At 38.7% G+C, this 20,823-nt stretch carries 13 protein-coding genes; 3 read left to right on the forward strand and 10 right to left on the reverse strand.

The annotated features are described in order from the left end of the window. Positions 1-36: 36 nt before the first annotated feature. From ASU03_RS13745 to ffh, 7 genes are all read right to left on the reverse strand, one after another. Positions 37-1,671, reverse strand: coding sequence for a putative bifunctional diguanylate cyclase/phosphodiesterase (locus ASU03_RS13745; protein WP_057832374.1), 1,635 nt, complete (start codon positions 1,669-1,671; stop codon positions 37-39). A 227-nt stretch (positions 1,672-1,898) separates the two neighbouring features. Next, entirely contained in the window at positions 1,899-2,849 is a 951-nt protein-coding gene (locus tag ASU03_RS13750) for a sterol desaturase family protein (RefSeq protein WP_057832375.1), read from the reverse strand. Positions 2,850-2,997: 148 nt separating this feature from the next. Beyond that, positions 2,998-5,322 carry a TonB-dependent receptor family protein gene (locus tag ASU03_RS13755; protein ID WP_082627286.1) on the reverse strand — a complete coding sequence of 775 codons (2,325 nt, stop codon included), beginning with the start codon at positions 5,320-5,322 and terminating at the stop codon, positions 2,998-3,000. Beyond that, entirely contained in the window at positions 5,322-6,614 is a 1,293-nt protein-coding gene (locus tag ASU03_RS13760) for an imelysin family protein (RefSeq protein ID WP_057832376.1), read from the reverse strand. Before ASU03_RS13760 ends, ASU03_RS13755 begins: the two co-directional genes overlap by 1 nt. Before the next feature lie 206 nt (positions 6,615-6,820). Further along, positions 6,821-8,545, reverse strand: a complete 1,725-nt coding sequence (locus ASU03_RS13765; protein WP_157465907.1) for a DUF4856 domain-containing protein — start codon at positions 8,543-8,545, stop codon at positions 6,821-6,823. A 525-nt stretch (positions 8,546-9,070) separates the two neighbouring features. After that, on the reverse strand, positions 9,071-9,196 hold the full coding sequence (locus tag ASU03_RS21820; RefSeq protein WP_269433026.1) for a hypothetical protein: 126 nt from the start codon (positions 9,194-9,196) through the stop codon (positions 9,071-9,073). Beyond that, positions 9,177-10,568 carry a signal recognition particle protein gene (gene ffh, locus ASU03_RS13770; RefSeq protein ID WP_057832378.1) on the reverse strand — a complete coding sequence of 464 codons (1,392 nt, stop codon included), beginning with the start codon at positions 10,566-10,568 and terminating at the stop codon, positions 9,177-9,179. Before ffh ends, ASU03_RS21820 begins: the two co-directional genes overlap by 20 nt. A 603-nt stretch (positions 10,569-11,171) precedes the next feature. On the opposite strand from ffh, the gene ASU03_RS13775 reads away from it, so the two are divergent. After that, positions 11,172-11,969: a cytochrome C assembly family protein gene (locus ASU03_RS13775; RefSeq protein WP_057832379.1), complete on the forward strand. Its 798-nt coding sequence runs from the start codon at positions 11,172-11,174 to the stop codon at positions 11,967-11,969. Positions 11,970-12,081: 112 nt separating this feature from the next. After that, entirely contained in the window at positions 12,082-13,368 is a 1,287-nt protein-coding gene (locus ASU03_RS13780) for an HlyC/CorC family transporter (protein WP_057832380.1), read from the forward strand. A 332-nt stretch (positions 13,369-13,700) separates the two neighbouring features. On the opposite strand, the gene ASU03_RS13785 is transcribed toward ASU03_RS13780, so the two are convergent. The 3 genes from ASU03_RS13785 to ASU03_RS13795 form a co-directional block, all read right to left on the reverse strand. Beyond that, positions 13,701-14,321, reverse strand: coding sequence for a transglycosylase SLT domain-containing protein (locus ASU03_RS13785; RefSeq protein WP_057832381.1), 621 nt, complete (start codon positions 14,319-14,321; stop codon positions 13,701-13,703). 955 nt (positions 14,322-15,276) lie between these two features. Next, entirely contained in the window at positions 15,277-16,881 is a 1,605-nt protein-coding gene (gshA, locus tag ASU03_RS13790; RefSeq protein WP_057832382.1) for a glutamate--cysteine ligase, read from the reverse strand. 178 nt (positions 16,882-17,059) lie between these two features. Further along, positions 17,060-19,915: a M16 family metallopeptidase gene (locus tag ASU03_RS13795; protein ID WP_057832432.1), complete on the reverse strand. Its 2,856-nt coding sequence runs from the start codon at positions 19,913-19,915 to the stop codon at positions 17,060-17,062. Between the two features lie 113 nt (positions 19,916-20,028). Here ASU03_RS13795 and ASU03_RS13800 point away from each other — a divergent pair, with 113 nt between their 5' ends. Further along, entirely contained in the window at positions 20,029-20,721 is a 693-nt protein-coding gene (locus ASU03_RS13800; protein ID WP_057832383.1) for a TIGR01621 family pseudouridine synthase, read from the forward strand. The last annotated feature ends 102 nt before the right edge of the window (positions 20,722-20,823 follow it).

Here is a 20,823-nt window from a genome sequence, read left to right on the forward strand (position 1 = left end):
GCGTAAAGGGGATGCTACCTTAGTTCAACACTTAGTCTACTCTTGGGGAATTTGCAGCCAAGGAGGGGATTTCAACAGCAGTGCAAATGCCTTGGCATCAACGGGGCGACTAAAATGATAGCCCTGCATAGAGTCCACGCGACTAACCGCCAGAAATTCACGCTGCTCGGCAGTTTCAACTCCCTCTGCAATTATATGCAATTTTAATTGCCTAGCTAAAGCAATAATGGCTCGAGTAGCCCTAATATCTGCTGCACTTTTAGGAATGTTTTTTATAAAAACACCGTCTATTTTTAATTTATTAAGTTTGAACTTAGCTAGGTATTTTATTGATGAATAACCGGTGCCAAAATCATCAAGGGCAATCGAAACACCTAAAGCACTCAATTGCCTCAATTGCACTATAGATTGCTTAGCATCTTTCATTAGAGTGTTTTCAGTAAACTCTAACTCTAAATATTTAGGCTCTAAATGACTAGCCGCTAACGAATCAGCAACTGTGCTAGAAAGATCCGTTATGCTTAATTGCATAACGGACATATTAACGGCTATCACTAACCCCGGGTAGCCTTGTTGCTGCCAAGATTTGTTTTGTAAACAAGCTTGGTTAAGTACCCAATCACCCATTTTTGTAATAATGCCAATTTCCTCAGCGATAGGAATAAATACATCGGGGGCCACATCACCGAGTAAGTCATTATGCCAGCGCAATAAGGCTTCAACTGCAATGATTTCATTTGAGGCAGTTGATACTATGGGTTGGTAGTGTAAAGTGAATTCTTCCTTGTCCATGGCATCAAGTAATTGTTCAGCAATTTTTTTCTTGGTATTGACTTGTTCTTGCAGATCCTTAGAGAAAAAAGCCAAGCTATTACGGCCCTGTTCCTTAGCAAAACACATCGCAGTATCGGCATGTTTAATTAATTCTTTACTATGCTCGCCATCATTTGGATAGACAGCAATACCAATATTACTGGTTATATACATTTCTTGCATAGCTATCCGGTAGCACTTAGCCAGTTTGACAATTAACTTAGCTGCAAAAGCGTTTATATCCTCAGTGGGCGACATTGATTCAAGTATAATAATAAACTCCACCCCGGTAATTCTCGCTAAAGTGTCACCTGAACGTAACTCGCTTGATAAACGCTTGGCGGCCTGTTGCAGTAACTTATCGCCCCCCTCATGACCTTGTTTATCATTAACAGCCTTAAAGTCTTGAATGCCAATAAATAACACCGCTATTGGCGTGCTATTTCTTTCGGCACGGGATAAAGCATGTTGCAAGCGATCGTGGCAAAGTGCTTGGTTAGGTAAGTTAGTTAAGCTATCAAAAAAGGCCAGGCGTTTAATTTCTTCTTCGGCAATAAATTGTTGCTGCATTTTTTTTCGCAAATATAAGCTATAGCGAGTCAATAATATTAATAAGCCAAGCGCGGTAACACTGGCTAGGGTAATGATTTCATCTAATCGCCAATGTTGTTGCTGACTAGATAATTGTTTGACAAATTCAGGCACATCTAGCAAGCGCGTTAGCCAGAGTGACCCTGCGGTAATAAGGATAATAAACACGCTTTCAAAGGCAAAAGCAAAACGTTTAAAAAAGCCGACATTTTCAGGCTTGCCCGTTGGTAGACGAGCTATATTTTTGCGAGCATTGTTTTTAGCCATATAGTCGAGTACCTCAATTAAAGTCCATAACTAAAGCCTAGAGTTTAATTGCAGAGTTTATCTGCATAGTTTAATAACCTAAGTAAACAATGAGCTTGCTGCCGCCCGAGCACGTTAATTAGCTAAGCGTTTAACGCTATAAACACTGCTAAATTATGTGACTGGTAAACAAGTATAGCTAGCCTAGAAGAAAATAGTTAACAAGCAGTTAAACACCACCTGCTTCATTATCGCTTAGGTAAGAGGCTTTGGGCCGCCTTTTTGAAAGGTTCAAAATAGATTTGCAGCAAACTGTTGTGTCCTTTGTGATTGACACTAATGCCATAAGTAATTTTGCCCACTTGTGAGGCTTTGATATGACAGGAAAATACCCTATCCCATATCGCTAGAGCCGAGCCAAAGTTAGTATCAAAATGTTTAGGATTGTCGCTATGATGTATTTGGTGTTGAGCTGGGCTTATCAAGTAGTTTTCCACTTTATCGCCCCAGCTTAACCAAATATGGCTATGGCGTAAATTTGAGCCAAAGAAATTAAACAAAAAGACCAATGCGTTAGCCCCTAAAATATCGTACATCTTCAATGTCGGACCAAAAAAGTAATAACAGAGTCCGACCACAAAACCTTGCGTTAATGTCATTCTAAAAGCGTACAGTAAGCTTTCAATGGGATGGCTGCGATAAATGGTAAAGGGTGTTAGTACTAAAGCTGAGTGATGTACCTTATGAAACTCCCATAACAAGGGAAATTTATGCAAAATATAATGTAATAAAAAACGGGTGAAATCATCAAACAAAAACAGTAATACCGTGAATATAGTTATAATTGCGGCGCTAGATAAAGCCATCGGCTCAATATAGCCAAAGACAGCCTCTATGGCAGATGAAACACCAATAGCGATGGGCGCCATGGTGATAACAACCAGTGGGAACAGTGCTGATTTTATCAGCTTGTTAACCACTAAGAGTACATAATCCTGTCGTGCAGATTTATGCGTATAAATGGATTTTGGAAAAACAAATCGTAAGAATGGCAGCAGGGAAAAGCGAGAGAATTTAAGCCAATAAACCGGAATAGCTAATGCTACAGCAGAAAGTAAATAAACAATGTAAATACGTTTATTGGCATCAAAAAAATATTGGCTGAGTTCGCTTATATTGATTGATAAAAAATCCAGCACAAAACCGCCTAACAAATTTTTAAAATATATAACTCGTTATACTAAATCAAAACAGCGCATCCTGTCTTGATTTAGTACGACAAGCATTAAAGCACTCGCTGAAATACGACACACTTATAGCGCGTGCCATAATTTAGGCCATAGAGCATTAAAAGTTATATTGATAACCAACAAACATTTGTTGTGGTTTACTGGGTCTAGCTCCGTAAGGTCTGCGGCTGACAATTTCTTGGCTATCAAAAATATTATCCGCTTTAATATAAACCTTACCATACTGACCAAGATAATAGCTGGCAGATAAATCAACCACTACATAAGCTTCAGTAGTTACACCAGATAAAGTCACATCATCACCTGAAGCCTCCAGCATTTCGCCAACATAACGGGCAATAACGTTTACATCCCATTGCTCTGCCGTTAAGCCTAAATTAAGGGTTAATTGATGCTCGGCAAGATAAGGCAAGCCATCACCGGCAGTGATAGTGCCCCACATAGGGAAGTCAGACTCAAAACTTGTTTTAAACTCTGAATCAGTGTAGGTGTAAACAATTGACATGGGTACATCTAACGCTTCGCTGAGCTTAGCAGTATAACGGGTCGAAAATTCCAAACCGTAGACATCAACCGCACTACCGTTAAATTCTTTATCTAAGCTGTCACCACAAGATGATGCGGCAGAAAAGGAACAACTCTCTTTTAAGTTACTCATATCATTATAGAAAAATATCGCTTCACCTTGCAGATCGCCTTTATAGAAACGGCCACCAATTTCGTAGTTAACGCTGTTTTCAATGTTAACTTCTGGCCCTTCTTTTGGGCTAGTAGGAATAAATCCTTCATGGACACCAAACAATAAACCTAGGTGTTCATTTACCGTATAAAAAAGGCTTAAACTTGGTAGCCAGATATTAAAACTTTTCTTTTGCCAGTCATCTTCCTTACCAGCAGCACGATTTTGATAACTAGAATCGATAAACTCGCCACGTAAACCTAGCGTTATAGCAAGGGCATCATATTTAATAGTATCTTTAAAAAAGACCGCGATAGCATCGGTTTTTTCACGGTTAGTAGTCGTTGTTACTTGCTCGCTACCATCGGATACTAGATGACCATCACGCATATCATAACTGTCTTCGGTATGGTTACGTTCTATTTGATCTTGATGAAAACGTGCTCCAAGATTAAACTTATGCTTTAAACCAAAAAAGCTCTGCTCAAAATAAAGCTCGGTTTGAATGCCTTGGGAGTAATACTCACGAGCATTATCACCTAGGATTAATTTTTCATACTCTTCAATACTATCGGTTTGTCCGGTTAATATTTGATAAAAACCAGCATTAACATCGTCTTCTGGGTTCGCTAATATTGCTTGTAGATCACGATCAACTAAGCCACCTTTAAAGCCATTAATTTTAAACCATGAACGTTGAAAGTTATTGCGATAAACATGTGTAGTGATATCAAAATCATTGGTTTGCATAAAGTGAGTAAACTGAAACTGTTCGTGCTGCCAATCCATATTATCTAATTCACTGGCAACATAACGGCGATCTGGGTTGGCATACAAGTCGTCGTCGGTTAAACCTAGGTAGGTTTCATTAGATTTTTCGTCGGCATAAGAAAGCTTTAAACCAAAGGTATGGTCAACACTGCCGGTAGTTAAGTCATAACGCAACTTGACCATGATGTCATTTTTATCAAAACCAGTATTACCATCACCGTTGCCATACAGAGTAGAGCCACCACCATCAAGCTCTTTAAAACCATCGGCTTGCATATTTATGGCTTCAATTAACACACCAAAACCGCCAACTTTAGTGCCGTAATAACCATGAACCTTAGTGTAGCCATCAGAGCCTGCGGAAACATCGATCATACCCTCTTGGCCATCAGGTACTGCACGTGTAGTCATATTCAGTGCGCCAGCAACGGTATTTGGACCATACTTAATTGCCGCTGGGCCTTTAAAAACTTCGAGTGATGTCATTTTCGACATCATAGGAAAATAATAGGCGGCAGGTGCCGAATAAGGCGCAGGACCGATTAAAATACCATCTTCCATTACGGTGATTTTTTTACTTCGCTCAGGTGTTGAACCACGAAAACCTATGTTAGGTCTTAAGCCATAGCCATCTTCTTCACGAATGTTGATACCGGGCACGTTATAAAGCACGCGATTAATATCATCAAACTTAAACTTTTCTAACTCTGCTTCACCAATTAAAGTGGCTGAACCAGCTTCGGTTCTTAGCTTGTTACCATGGCCAATAATTTGAATACGTTCAACAAAGTCAATTTTTTTAACTTCGTTAGCGATTGCTTCAATATTGCTAATGATACTCGCGCTTGTTTGAGCATTAATTTCATCAGAGGCTATTGCCTTGGATACCGGTACTAAACAGGTAGATAAAGCGATTGAAAGCGTAAGTGCTGTGGTAGCAAAAGCAAAGTTGTTCATAGTGTTATTGAGCATTAATCATTGTCTCCAGCAGAGGTTTTTGGCAGCTCTAAAGCTAGGCTGGTAATAAAGTCACTTTTTAGTTTATCGGTAATGTTTTTTACCTCGCCATGGGTGACTAATACTTTATCGGGATCAGTTACTAAGGTTGCCGCCAAGGATAGTTGATAGTTTTTAGTGTCTTCAATGGCAAGTTCCACATGAGTAGTAATGGTGTCAGCGGTTACCTCATCGCCAACATCCATTAAATAATGGCTAAAACCTAAGGTATCGGCTTCATCAGCGGTTAAACTACCTTGCATAAACATTTTTAAGGCCCGTAAATTGTTGGTGATATTAGTGATAGAGTGATTTGCATATGTTGACTCGACTGAATCTGGACAGGCTTGTGCGCCACATTCATTGGCAAATAATCCTAACGGTTTAGCTAACTTGCCATCTTTGGTGTATTTATCGAGGTAAAAAATTGCATCACTTAGTTTGTTTACTGCTTCATGCTGGGTAGCAAAGTCACTGCCGACAGTGCCTGCGCCTTTAAGTTTAGCGGCATAACCGCTTTTGCCATCATTGCCTAACCAAGCAGTTAATAGCTCAGTTGAATTATTTTCAATGTCACTGGCCACTTCACTGGCATATTCACAGCGAGCAACTTTACGGTATTGTTCGGTTTGGTTATTCCATTGGCTTGGCACTGTTGAACCAGTACAGCTATGAGCGAGGTTGTCATTAAATAGCAAATACTCTATGGCAACCATACTTTTACGAGAGGCTGATCGTGTGGCTATATTATAAGGCTGGCCGTTAACACTGCCGGCTTTAAAGTAAGTAACATCAAGATCAACACCACAGGTGTTTTGTATTGGCCATGAATAGATATTATTACGTAGTGCGCCGTCACCGATAAGTAAAGGAGATAATTGCATCATCTCTGCTTGTTGCCAACTATCCATGGCATTACGCCAGCTTTCTTTCGCTAACGCTTTGGCATCACTCACTAAGGTATCACTGCCATTATTATCCGCAAGAGCGACTTCTTGCTGACAGTAGTTGCTGATTGCTACTTGCTGGGCAGTAGCTAGCGTAGAAAACTGCTGATAAGTTGGGGTAATAACATTATCGACGATACTGGCAATTAATTTACCTTGGTCAAAATCAGTATTGGTATCTTGGCTGTTATTAAAACCATCACCACTGCTGCTGGTGGTGTCTTCACCGCAAGCAGTAATAATGAAAATTGAGGCAAGTGCCACGGAAATAAGCTTCTTATTGAATGAAAGAGCTAAAGAGAGTGCTTGGGAATTCTTCATGATTTATTTACCTTAACTTTACCTTTAGATTATCTTTAGACTACCTAAACTTTTACAACAATTAGCCTTTGGAACTTATACTAGTTACCTTTTGACTTATTAATGCTTTAAACGCAACAAAGCTCGAACAACATTCCTGTTCAAGCTTTGTTTAAAAATTTTATTTTGCTAGCTTAAGATTTAATACTTAAACTAGCAATAAACATTTACCACCCAGCAACGTTATCAGCATCAAAACTTAATGCCGTTTGCAAAATATCACGCGCCTTTATAAGGTCTGCTTGATATGCTGTAACATCAGCGGCACCAACTAATACTGGCGCATCTTTTAAGTACATATGCATTGCTTCGAACTGAGCATCAGTCATTGGTGAGTAAGGGTTAAACTGTAAACCTAAGGCAAAACCTTTCAGTTCAGAGAAATGCTTAGCTGTATCAGTAAAGCTAAAGTCAGCAGAATCAAGCTTAGCTAAATCAGCATGTAAGTCATTAATATAATGAACAACTGTCGCAGCAACTGCATTTTCCCATGCTTTAACGGCAGCATCACGATAACCTAATAACTCAGTCATTTCTGTATCTGTTAATGCAAAACCAGCTCTATCATTAATAAGTTTACGACCACTTAAGAAAGCTTCCATAGCTTGTTTAGTGTAATCAGTTGCAGCAGTATTATCTTTTGAACCACGATCACGTTTCGCGGCATTAACAGAGTTACCAAAATTTTTCTCTGACATTAAATCAATTACGCCATCGCCATCAGTATCATGTTGACCATTCCAGTCACTACGACCATCTTCATCAGAAGACACCTTGCCAGCGATTTCATTGTCGCTATATGACAAGTAGTCTCTTGCTGCACCGAAATAGCCAAAACCTTCATCAAACTGATGCTCTAACGATGTGTAATCTTTAGTGCCTTTATCTTGGCCGATATTGTCTGCTGCTAAACCTTTATTTTCATCTAAATAATCATCAGTCGCTTGTGAGTAAGTTACTGACATTAACAAGAATTTTTGAATTAACTGGTTTAAATCTAGACCGCTATCAGTAACATAAACTGGGATTTTAGTGCTAGTGATTGGGTCAAAACGATCATTACCCATAGTATCAATAGCAATATCAGCAAGTTGTTGGAAGTAGGTATCAATTAAATCAACAGGAGTAGTTGAACCTTTTTCGCCCCAACCAGCAAATTCAGTGCTCCAGTCTTTATGTTGACCAGCAAGATCTTGACCAGCAACTTTGCTTTTCACACTTTTATAGCTACCTGATAACTCATTAAATAATGTTTGTTTTGCCGTAGTAAAAGTAATAGCAAGGCTATCCCATGAATTCTCATCGGCATCATACAAGCTATTTAATTTAGCAATAACATCTGCTGTAGTGGTTAAGTCACCATTATCTAAATCAGTTTGTAAACCACCTTTACCAATATAGTGCTTTAATTCTGCTATTAAGGCATGACGTGCTGATTGACCGCCGTAAGAAACACTTGAATTAATAGTTGAAGAGCTTACGTCAGCAACTTGGTTTAAAAAACCGTAATAATCAAGTAAGTCATTTACTTCAATAGTAAAGGCTTGCGTGTAGGTATTGCTGTCACTATCAGTTACTGTGATATCAAAGGTAACACTAGTCTCTGTTTCGTAATCCAGGGCATATTCCGGCGCTAGACTTAATGTGGTTCCTGAAATAACAAAGTTTTCATTGTTAGTTGTGTAAGAAAATGTATCGTTTAGATCTAAATCTACCACAGAAATATCAGCAATCTTAGCGCCTTTCTCGTTTTCATCTACTGAAACATTTGAAAGTTTAATTTCAGTCGGTGCCAGGTTGATTATTTCTTCGATATCGTCACTTGAACAAGCGCTTAATGTTGAGGTGGCGACCATAACGGCAATGGCTAATGCTTTTCTTTGAAATTTCATTACGACTCCGATTGTGCTCATTATGACTTTAAATTGTTATCTCAAAATATAAAGCGAAGAGAAAACACAGCATTAAAGTGCAGAGCTATTTTGTATTATTTTTAATTACCAGCATAATACACAAATCTAAACACAAATGCGAATAAATCTCATAAAGATGTGGGTTATTGTTACTTTTATTGGTTTATAGCAAAGAAACCTAAAAATGAGCAACTAAATTAAAAAATTTGACGCGTTAAATTTTAAGTAACCTCAACTATAGATAAAAGAACTAAAAGCTGTGAAGCTGCCTTATGAAGCAAAGCTTCTTATTCATGACACTATATGGATATAGCTTATTAGATAATGCAGGAGCTATTATCCTGATGAATAAGTAGAGTCCTATTGACCATAGTGAGTGGGACATATTTACAGCGACTTTGCATAATAATGGCCGCAATAGCTTTAGTTGAACTCACGTTAGGTAACAAAAAAGGCCGCGAATGCGACCTTGATGTAAAGAGTTAAATAATGATCAACTGAGGATTAACGGCCGAACATACCACCCATGCCGCCACCCATACCACCACCTGGTGGCATCATGCCTTGCCTTATGTTGTACAAGTACATCATTTTTATTTTAAAAATAGACTTAACGGCCGAACATACCACCCATGCCGCCACCCATACCACCACCTGGTGGCATCATGCCCTGCATGCTGCGCATCATTTTTTTCATGCCGCCTTTGCCTGACATTTTTTTCATCATTTTTTGCATTTGAGTAAATTGCTTAAGTAATTTATTCACATCTTGAATTTGAGTGCCCGATCCAGCCGCAATACGACGTTTACGTGAACCTTTAATAACATCAGGACGTTCACGCTCGCCAGGTGTCATAGAGTTTATAATGGCTTCCATGCGCACGGTTACCTTGTCATCCATTTGATCTTTTATTTTAGCCGACATATTGCCCATGCCTGGAAGTTTATCCATCATGCCCATCATGCCGCCCATATTTTTCATTTGCACGAGCTGGTCACGGAAGTCTTCTAAGTTAAAACCCTTACCGCTTTTGACTTTTTTGGCTAATTTCTCGGCTTGTTTTCTATCAACCTTGTGCTCTATTTCTTCAACCAGCGAGAGCACATCACCCATACCCAAGATACGCGAGGCAATACGATCAGGATGGAAAGGCTCTAACGCTTCGATTTTTTCACCGACACCCATAAATTTAATAGGTTTACCGGTAATATGGCGAATAGAAAGCGCTGCACCACCACGGGCATCACCATCAGTTTTGGTTAAGATAATACCCGTTAACGGTAAAGCTTCATTGAAGGCTTTGGCGGTATTCGCCGCATCTTGACCTGTCATGGCATCAACAGTAAAGAGGGTTTCTATCGGATTAATGGCGGCATGAAGCTGCTGAATCTCGGCCATCATGTCTTTATCTATATGCAAACGACCCGCGGTATCGACAATAAGTACATCGAAAAAGTTTTTCTTCGCATGATCAACAGCAGCAGTAGCGATATCAATAGGTTTTTGTTTATCATCACTAGGGAAAAAAGCAACATCAATTTCTTTGGCTAAGGTTTCAAGTTGCTTTATGGCTGCTGGGCGATAGACATCGACACTGACCACCAGTACTTTTTTCTTTTCTCGTTCGGTTAAAAATTTTGCCAACTTAGCAACGGAGGTTGTTTTACCTGCGCCTTGCAGACCCGCCATTAATATTACGGCTGGTGGCGCCGCTTTTAAGTCAAGCCCTTCATTGACTTCACCCATGGCTGCTTCAAGTTCTTTTTGTACAATTTTGACAAAAAATTGTCCTGGGGAAAGGCTTTTAGAAACATCCTTACCAACAGCTTGCTCTTTTACTTTAGCAATAAATTCACGAATGACGGGCAAAGCGACATCGGCTTCAAGTAATGCCATACGAACTTCGCGTAAGGTATCTTTAATATTGTCTTCGGTTAAACGGCCACGGCCACTAATGTTTTTAAGTGTTTTACTTAAGCGATCGGAAAGATTGTCAAACATGAAATACTCTAACAGCAAAATATGGGTGAGGTAATGCTGCTATTATACCCAAATATTTCTAAGATGCGACAGCAGATAGTCTTGCATGTCATTTAGTGCGGATAAAAATGAAATATATATACCCAAGCGACTTCAATATGCTCGTTTGAGGACACCTGAGCGACTCATGATCAAGGCGCATATTTTATTCATGGTTGTTCAGGAGAATATGCTCCTGCATTCTCTATTAAGCTGCATCCATGCAGCGTCCTTAATGACATACGCAACGATGAACATGATTTGCTCAGATGCCCCCGTAGGGCTGGTTTAGAAACGCTTTATTCATCGTTATTGATTTCGATAATAGAATAACTATGCTCTTCAATCAATGCCTTGCCTAAAGGCGTTTCTCATTCCAGCTCAATCCTGCATTTTGAGGTGGCTTGGGTATATGACTTGACTGAACCCACGGATTATCTTTTTAGTAATTAAGCCACTGATAAAATAACCCTTAGTTTTCTTTAATTTAAGTCAATACTTTATACGAATCACATGGCGCAGAAGATTATATCTGATAGAATCAATTTTTTAATGGATATGTTCAGCCGTTTTAGGGGTTAGTTAGTGGATTTTTTGGTTATAGGTTCAAGTTTAGCTTTTTTGCTTTATATACTTGCGACGTTAGCAATCGTCACACGATTATTTCACCCTAAAGGACCGAATCTCACCTTAGTATTAAGTTTAGCTACCGCGGCTATATCAATACATGCTTTTAATGATGGCTTATTATTTTTCTCCCAGGACAGTATCAACTTTAATTTACCCAATGTAATTTCCTTAGTCAGCTTAATTATCACTGTGGTGGTTACCTTGGTAGCGCTGCGCTTTAAAGTCAATTTATTGCTACCCGTGGTCTATGGCTTTACCGGTTTATGGCAGTTAGTCATACTTTTCCTTCCGCCTATTGAATCCATTCCTTTGGTGGTAGAAAAAGTCATTTTATTAAGCCATATCAGTTTTGCCTTAATTGCTTATTGTATTCTCATCATTGCTACTTTATATGCGTTCCAAGTAACCTATATTAACTTAAAGCTCAAAAGAAAAAACTTAACCGCTGTGGCTCATTTACCACCACTAATGCAAGTAGAGAAGCAACTATTTAGTATTTTGACCTTGGGCACAATATTTCTTTTTATAAGTCAAGTTATTGGTTTTCTTTTCCTCGATGACTTTTTTGCGAAAAAAAACGCTCATAAAACAGTACTATCATTACTAGCCTTTGCTACATACGGCCTTATTCTATGGGGACACTTTCAAAAAGGTTGGCGTGGTCACCGCGTATTAGTGTTAATGATCAGTGCAAGTGGGTTACTGACCTTGGCTTACTTTGGCAGTCGTTTAGTGAAAGAATTCATTTTATAAATAGCGACTATTTATCCCTACCCTTGTCGCCATGACATTGCTGGTATAAGCTAGCAGTATTCGCTAATCATTTTAGTTTTTAACTTTTACTTTAATAGAGGAAATTCCCTTTTTGGACAGTATATCCACCCAGATGCTCTTTACCATTCTTGGCATCTTAATATTTCTTTCTGCCTATTTTTCAGGTTCAGAAACCGGCATGATGTCGTTAAATAGATATCGTTTACGCCACCTCGAAAAACAAAAACACAAAGGTGCTATGCGAGTCAGTAAATTACTTGCTCGTCCAGACCGCCTTATTGGTTTAATTCTCATTGGTAATAACCTGGTTAACATCTCAGCCTCGGCTATTGCAACCATAATAGGTTTACGCCTGTTTGGTGACATGGGAATTTTGATTGCCACCATAGTATTAACCCTAGTAATCCTTATTTTTGCTGAAGTCACCCCGAAAACACTCGCGGCGCTATACCCGGAAAAAGTCGCCTTCCCTAGCTCGATAATTTTAACCTTCTTACTGAAATTACTTTTCCCGCTCGTGGTAGTGGTAAATTGGATAACCAATAGTCTTTTGATGCTTTTAGGGATTAATGCCGAACAAAGAGAGCAACATAGCCTCAGTAGTGAGGAGTTAAAAACGGTGGTAAATGAATCTGGCGCGTTACTACATCCGCGTGACCAAGATATGTTAGTCAGCATTTTAGACTTAGACAAAGTTGTCGTGGAAGATATCATGATCCCACGCAGTGAATTGGTGGGTATAGATGTTAACGATGATTGGAAAAAAATACAAAAGCAACTTACTCAAGGAAACCATACTCGAGTATTACTTTATCGCGATAACATAGATGATGTGGTCGGTTATATACATGCCCGAGATGCGTTAAAGCTTTTATCAAAAAATCAATTTACTAAGGCGACATTACTGAGAGCGGTACGTGAATTATATTTTATTCCCGAAGGCACACCATTAAATATTCAACTATTAAAGTTTCAACATGCTAAAGAGCGTTTGGGTTTAGTGGTTGATGAATATGGCGACATCCAAGGTTTAGTCACTTTAGAAGATATTCTTGAAGAAATTGTCGGTGACTTTACTACAACCATGACACCAACAACCAGTGAAGAAGTTAACTTGCAGCCTGATGGCAGCTATTTAGTCGATGGTAGCGCGAGTATTCGAGATATTAATAAAGAGATGTCATGGAAATTGCCCACAGATGGCCCTAAAACCCTTAATGGCTTGATTCTCGAATACTTAGAAGAGATTCCACAGAGTAATATCAGTTTACGCATCTCTGGCTACCCTGTAGAGATCATTGATGTTGCAGACAATAAAATAAAAACCGTTCGAGTAATGCCTGAACATTATATTGATGAATACCCTGAAGATGAATAATTAAACAGGAAAAAGTTAATCACAAAGTTATCCACAGAATAAGATTTTCGAATAACCTTATTCATCTTTCCACAATTTCTGTGGATAACAATAGCCAACCCTATCGGTAGCAGCATTTTGTTATTTCAACAAATATTTAGTAATAAAGCAGCCTTTATTTTCTGTTTATTTAATGAAAACACTAGCTATTGCTGTAGCTATTATCACAGCTAGGCTTGCTGGTTTTATATTGTAAAAACTAAATTGACAAGCTTTATTTTAGAGTAACTATTATCATTTAGACAAAGTTACTGGTTAAATACGATCATAATGACTTTCATATAATGGCTGGATTAACCAAAGAATAATCGCCACAACCAACCATGATCTAGGTCTTTTTCACAAGCCTTTAATTGACTACTGTAACGTCTAGCTCGGTTATCCACTTTACGCGCGACTTTCACTAACCAAGGTTTTTTCTTATAACTTTTATGTTTAAAGCCCCCCCAACCCTCGTGATAATTTAAGTACTGACTATATGCGTCCCATTTAGAGACCCTATTCACCTTTTGGGTTTTAAAAATAAACCAGCCCATGAAATCAATTGCGTCATCAAAATCATCTCTATCAGCTCCTGAGTTACCTGTTTCACGCATATAGTCTTTCCAGGTCATCGTTTTAGCCTGCGAATACCCATAGGCAGTACTTACCCTACCCCATGGAATAAAACCTAACAAATAGTCTCTTGGTGGCAAAGCATCGTGACGAAATGAGCTTTCTTGATACATCATACTCATAGGAACATGAATAGGTACGCCCCAACGATCACGGGTATCTTTAGCCGCAAAATACCAATCGCGATGTTCACGAAATATTTCACATATATTCTCAGGATTTTTTGGTGGTGGGGTTGCACAACTTGCGAGTAATAAAACACTTGCGGCGATAACTAAGCTCGTTTTACATGAAGGCATATACAAATAACAATTATGAAAACATACCGTTCACTCTACCACTACACACCAAAGCAATGGCAGTTATTGCGAGTAAATTTATTAGCTAAATATTAATTTATACAATAATTTTAAATCAATATAAATAATTTGAACTAAACTATAAAACAGCACTCTTACTTAACAGTTATGTTATTCCCTTAGTGTTTCATGTTTTATGCGCCCTCTAGTTTTAGTTGGGCGTTTTTTTTTGATGAGAATTTACAGCTGGAATAACAGCTATGTTATTCCGCCTCTTATTAGAGACTTTTCATGTTTTACGCGTCCTCCTATCTAGAATAAGTAGTTGGGCGTTTTTTTTTGATTAAAATTAAGAGATAGAATAACAGCTATGTTATTCCGCCACTTATTAGAGAAGCTTCATGTTTTACGCGTCCTCCTATCTAGAATAAGTAGTTGGGCGTTTTTTTTTGATGAGAATTTACAGCTGGAATAACAGCTATGTTATTCCGCCTCTTATTAGAGACTTTTCATGTTTTACGCGTCCTCCTATCTAGAATAAGTAGTTGGGCGTTTTTTTGTCTGAAATTCGACAAGGAGAATAACAGCTATGTTATGCCAGCTTTTATTAGTGAGGTTCCATGTTTAAAGTTTTATCAGCGAACTATTTAGCCAGTACTGAGGCATAGCTTTATCTATTAGATCAGCAAAGATAGGCATCTACTAAGGGATGAAATTGATGCCCTGGAGTGAGAATTTAATAATAAAGGCATTAACGGATAATTTATTTTGAAATAAAATGAACTTATCAACTTTTATGACGTCTTACTAATTGAAACATTCTTCCCTGGATTGCTTTCATTTGATCTAAGTATTGTTTACTTAGATAACCAGCGCGTCGCCTTGACGCGCTTTTTTTATCTCTATTATTCTACTTTAGCTAGCAACAATTCACGTAATATATTGCCTTTTAATTTTAGGCGAAATAATCAGTTAAAAAATCATCAAAATTTAGTTTATCTGCTGCTTCTATATCAGCTTGCGCTTGATGAGACGCAGGTACACTTTCGTCAAAAAATGCTTGGCTATAAAATTGGTAATCACGTACTTTAGCCTGTTGTCGATATTTAGTTGCTTTATCTAAAGCATACTGAGATAAAGACTGCTCTTGAATAGCCGTTAATAGCTGTGCCGAAGGCGTTAAATTCGGATCATTAATTTTAGCTTGCTCACGAACAATGGCTTCACTGTATTTACTGGTTTGGTATGCTTTATCCAACAACTCGGCCACAAGTTTCAGCTGCTCAAATAATTCATTACCCCAAGTGGTAACCGATTTTAGGACAACTTCCCCTTGGTTATTGCTATCAGACAATAATAACTCTGGGTCTCTACCGCGCAATACCACCTCATTCATATTCGATTCATGTACTTTTTGCGCCGTACAATCAAGCTCTTTATTATCAACAAAAGCACAAAAAGTAATAAAAATATCTAAGAAATAAACTTGCTCAAGGCTAATACCAGTATCAGAAAAAGGATTAACATCGAGTGCTCTAACCTCAATATACTCGACACCACGTTCTCCTAACGCAACGGATGGCTTTTCTCCAGATTTAGCGACACGTTTGGGACGAATAGGCGCATACAGCTCATTTTCAATTTGTAGTACATTGTCGTTTAACTGCTGATATTCACCATTAACCTTAACACCAATGCCGGCAAAGTCTTTCGACTTTAATTTTATCGCTTGTTGCACGCCATCAACATAATCAGCCAAATTGTTATAACAAATTTTCAAGGTCGATTGCTCAGCACTGGTATAACCTAAATCACTCATGCGTAATGAGGTGGCGTACTCAAGGTAAAGCGTACCAAATGGTGTCTTTTTAAAAGGTAACTGAGACTTTTTACCTTGTAAAAATGAGCTACAAATTGCCGGAGAACTACCGTATAAATAAGGGATCAACCAACAATAACGTTTGTAATTTCTTAAGATGGAAAAGTAACGATCGGAAATAAAGTCACCTAGCGGTAATAACTTATCACCTGATGATTTTATTTGTGAAGTCTGATGTAGCTTATGTTGTACCTGCCAAAAGTCTTGTGAAAATGAGAAATTAAAATGAATTCCTGAGATGACTTGCATCATAGAGCCATAGCGATTTTTCAGACCTTGACGATAAACAGTCTTCATTTTACCAATGTTAGAGCTACCATACTGAGCTAGTGGTATTTTTTCAGCATCGTTAACAAAACATGGCATGCTCATTGGCCACAGCAATTCACCGTCAATATTATCAAAGGTGTACTTTTGAATATCTTGTAGTTGAGCTATCGCTTGCTCGGGGGAGTGACTTACTGGGGTAATAAATTCAAGTAACGTCTCTGAATAGTCTGTGGTTATCTGTCCATGAGTTAGCGCTGAACCAAGTTGATGATAATGACCATGCTCTGATAACTTTCCTTCGGGCAATATTCGCAATGCCTCTCGCTCTATACCGCGACCAATACCTGCAACAGCAGCCAAATTTTCACTTTGGCTAAAAGCGCCAATATAATCAGTTAATGAGAGTGTCAAAATAATTCCTATCTATACCAGTCAGCCACATAGGTTAACCGTTAGCTTAATTTAGCATTTAGCGAGTAAGAGGTATAAAATAAAACCCCTTATTAATACGATATAAATAAGGGGTCTTTTAATGATTTTCAATACCTATGTTATATATATTCCGCTTTATTTATTATGCGGACTGATATTATTTGGCCAATTCCAGTTCAACCACTTCAATATTAAGTGCTTCTAATTGCGCCCTAACTACTTGACCGTCGCCAACGACAATCCATTGCATAGGTTTTGCCAATTGTTTTGCTGCAATAGCATTTAATTGCTTAAGGGTGATGTGATTGATAATTTCACCTTGTTGCTCACCATAATTAACCGGTAAGTTAAATTGTAACAATTGTCTTAAGAAACCGCTTTTTTGACTCGGTGTTTCAAAGCTTAAGGCTTCGTTTTGTGAAATAGCTTGACGCATAAAGGTAACTTCATCTGCCGTTAAACCATGCTGTTGGTAGTTTTTCAGCTCTGTTTCAATTTCTACCATAGCGTCATAAGTATGCTCTACTTTAACACTAGCGCCAGCACTGAAGCGGCCAAGCGTTTTACCGGCTGAGAAGTAACTGGATGCACCATAGGTGTAACCTTTATCTTCACGTAAATTTAAATTGATGCGGCTATTAAAAGCACTGCCTAAGGGGTAATTCATCAAGGTCGCTTTAAAGTATTCACCGGTTGCATCATAAGTCATTGCTCGACGAGATAATTTAATTACCGACTGAGTGGCATTAGGTAAATCAACAAAATAAAGTTTATTTGGTGTCACTGCAGGGAACTGATAATCACCATGAATCTGGTAATCTTTCCCCTGCCAAGCTTGCAAAGTATCCAACTTAGCTAACAACTCAGCTTGCTCAATATCGCCAACGACCACTAAACTCGCTTTAGCTGGTGAGAAGTATGCTTGATAAAAAGCTTTAACATCTGCAAGAGATATGGCTGATACTGTCGCTATGGTACCACTATCAGCTAAGCCAAAACGATTATCTTTGCCGTAAGTGACTTGCTTTAATGCTCTACTTGCTAGAGTACGCGCATCTTTATTACCTTGTCGTAAGCCTTGTATTAACTGATTTTTAACTCTATCAAAATCAGCTTGAGCAAAAGCTGGTTTAAACATCATTTCATTCATTAACGCCAGAGTCGCATCAAGGTTTTTCACCAAGCTATTGACTTTAATATAGGTATTACGCCCTGCTGCACCAATAGAGATATCACTACCAAGTTTTGCCAGTTCATTCGATAGCTCTTCTTTGCTACGCACCGTTGTGCCCTCATTCATCAAACTAGCTGTTAAGCTGGCTAAGCCAGCTTTGTCGACTGAATCAAGTAAGACACCGCCATCAAGGCTTAATAACAAACTAACGGTGGGTGTTTCACTGTTTTTAGTGGCTATGATTTCAATGCCATTAGCAAACGTTTCCCGCCATAAAGTCGGGACGGTAATTTGTGGATTAGGGCCAGATATTGGCATAACACTACGATCAAAGTCACTGGTGTTTTTCATCAGTGGTGTATCAAGTTGAGCCAGCGTTGCTGGTTTACTGACATCAGGCAGAGTAAAGTTGTTTATTTTCGCGATTAGCTTTTCTTGCCCATGTGGCACTATCGACAATATCGCGGCACCTTTACCCTGGATATACTTTTTAAAGACTCGCATGACATCCGCTTTGCTCACATTATTATAACGAGCAACTTGCTGCGCGGTATAATTGGCATTACCTAACATAGTTTGATAATGCGCTAAGTTAGAGACCTTACCGGAAACACTTTGCAAGCCATAAATAGTACCGGTTTCAATACCCACTTTGGTTTTTAATAAATCATCCGCATTAACACCACGCTGTTCAAACTCAAGCAGAGTATCATTAATCACTTGCTCAATTTTTGCCAATGATAAACCTTGTTGCGGATTTGGTAGAGCAAAAAAGCTCATTTGACAAGCTAGTTCACGACATGGGTGGCTTGCCCCTGCTTGTACAGCAACGCCAGATTTCACTAAGTTTTTATAAAGTAGTGACGTTGGCCCGTTGCCTAATATATTGGCTAAGACATCCAAGGCTGGTTCATCTTCATGCATACCATAAACGGTGGGAAAACTAATATAAAGTAATGGTAAAGAGACATTATCGGTAAAAGAGTAATAACGATTGTCACTTAGTGTTACTGATGTTTTTGCAATATTTTCTACTGCGGGGCCGGCATTTAGTCCGCCAAAATATTTATTCACCCAAGCAAGGGTTTGTGCTTCATCGATATCACCACCGATAGTCAGTACCGCATTATTAGGTCCGTACCAACGAGAGAAAAACTCTTTTAAATCGCTTACTGTGCCACGATCAAGATCAGACATATAACCAATGACCGGCCATGAATAAGGATGTTCGCGTGGGAAAATCATTTGATTTACGGTTTCATTTAATCGGCCATAGGGACGATTATCAACATTTTGGCCACGCTCATTTTTTACTGTCGCACGTTGTATCTCAAATTTTTCTGGCGTGATGGCTTCAAGCAAAAAACCCATACGATCAGACTCAAGCCATAACATTTTTTCTAATTGGTTTTTTGGAACGGTTTCAAAATAGTTGGTACGATCCGAGTTAGTTGTACCATTTAGGTTACCACCACTTTGCGTGACCACTTTAAAATGCTGCTCATCGGCAACATTTTGTGAGCCTTGAAACATCATATGCTCAAAGAAATGAGCAAAGCCTGATTTACCCAATTGTTCACGGGCAGAGCCGACATGATAGGTGACATCAACGTGCACTAAAGGATCAGAATTATCTTGATGTAAGATCACCGTTAAACCATTCGCTAACTTATATTTTTTAAAAGGGATATTAAGCGTACCTTGCTGAGCTATAACCGTTTCAATCAAACTTACGCCGGTAGGTAACTGAATCGTTTCTTGGCTACTACAAGCAAATAACAATGCTGTGCTAGCGGCTATTGCCGTGACTTTAAATGTAGCTTTAACTTTATTTATTATCTGGGTAGATAGGCGCGGTTTATAAAATTTTCGCAAAATAACATCCTGTAAAAAGAGTAAAATATAAGTGTTTGAATTATCATAGCAAACATCATTACAAATCGGCTATTTAAATGTATCAAACTATTGCAGAACACCATGATTTTATTGTTATTGATAAAGAGCCTGGCAGCAACTTTCATGATGAAGGCGAACTTGGCTCAGGGCTCTTTTCACAGGTAAAGAGCCAGTTAAAAAAGCAAAATAAAAATGTAGATCTCTATCCCGTACATCGACTCGATAAAATGACTTCAGGGCTGGTTATCTTTGCAAAAAACCTAGCCTGTGCACAAACCTTTGGCCGGCTTTTTAATGACCACGATATTGAAAAATATTACCTGGCCATTAGCGATAACAAACCGAGTAAAAAGCAGGGCTTAATTAAAGGTGATATGGCAAAAAGCCGGCGCGGTATGTTCAAGCTATTACGCACCATGGAAAACCCTGCAATTACCCAATTTTTCTCTTATAGTATTATCAACAAACAAAGGTTATACCTGCTTAAGCCTCATTCAGGTAAAACCCACCAATTACGGGTAGCGCTTGCCAGTATAGGTGCGCCCATTGTTGGCGATCCGCTTTATTACAGCACATCAACAGCGGACCGAGGTTACTTACATGCTTTTGCTTTAAGGTTTAACTATTTAGGTGAATCGTTCGAGTTTATAAGCATGCCCAGTAGTGGTGAGTACTTCTTAACAGAACAAGTTAATGAGCAATTATCGGCATTAAAAAAACCTTGGCAGTTAAACTGGCCAAGGCTTTAGCGCGAACAAGTTCCCGCCTACAGGTTATCAATAAATCGTAGGCGGCTTATCTTGAATATAAACTAATCACGCAATTTTCTATAACGAGTGCCAAAAAACTAG

It is taken from the genome of Colwellia sp. TT2012 (assembly GCF_001440345.1).
In the GTDB taxonomy this organism is placed as follows: Bacteria; Pseudomonadota; Gammaproteobacteria; order Enterobacterales; family Alteromonadaceae; genus Colwellia.

What these genes read in the sequence shown, in the direction of transcription:
- ASU03_RS13745 (WP_057832374.1), bottom strand. Translation starts at nt 1,671, where the DNA reads ATGGCTAAAAACAATGCTCGCAAAAATATAGCTCGTCTACCAACGGGC.
- ASU03_RS13755 (WP_082627286.1), bottom strand. Translation starts at nt 5,322, where the DNA reads ATGCTCAATAACACTATGAACAACTTTGCTTTTGCTACCACAGCACTT.
- ASU03_RS13760 (WP_057832376.1), bottom strand. Translation starts at nt 6,614, where the DNA reads ATGAAGAATTCCCAAGCACTCTCTTTAGCTCTTTCATTCAATAAGAAG.
- ASU03_RS13765 (WP_157465907.1), bottom strand. Translation starts at nt 8,545, where the DNA reads ATGAAATTTCAAAGAAAAGCATTAGCCATTGCCGTTATGGTCGCCACC.
- ffh (WP_057832378.1), bottom strand. Translation starts at nt 10,568, where the DNA reads ATGTTTGACAATCTTTCCGATCGCTTAAGTAAAACACTTAAAAACATT.
- ASU03_RS13785 (WP_057832381.1), bottom strand. Translation starts at nt 14,321, where the DNA reads ATGCCTTCATGTAAAACGAGCTTAGTTATCGCCGCAAGTGTTTTATTA.
- ASU03_RS13800 (WP_057832383.1), top strand. Translation starts at nt 20,029, where the DNA reads ATGTATCAAACTATTGCAGAACACCATGATTTTATTGTTATTGATAAA.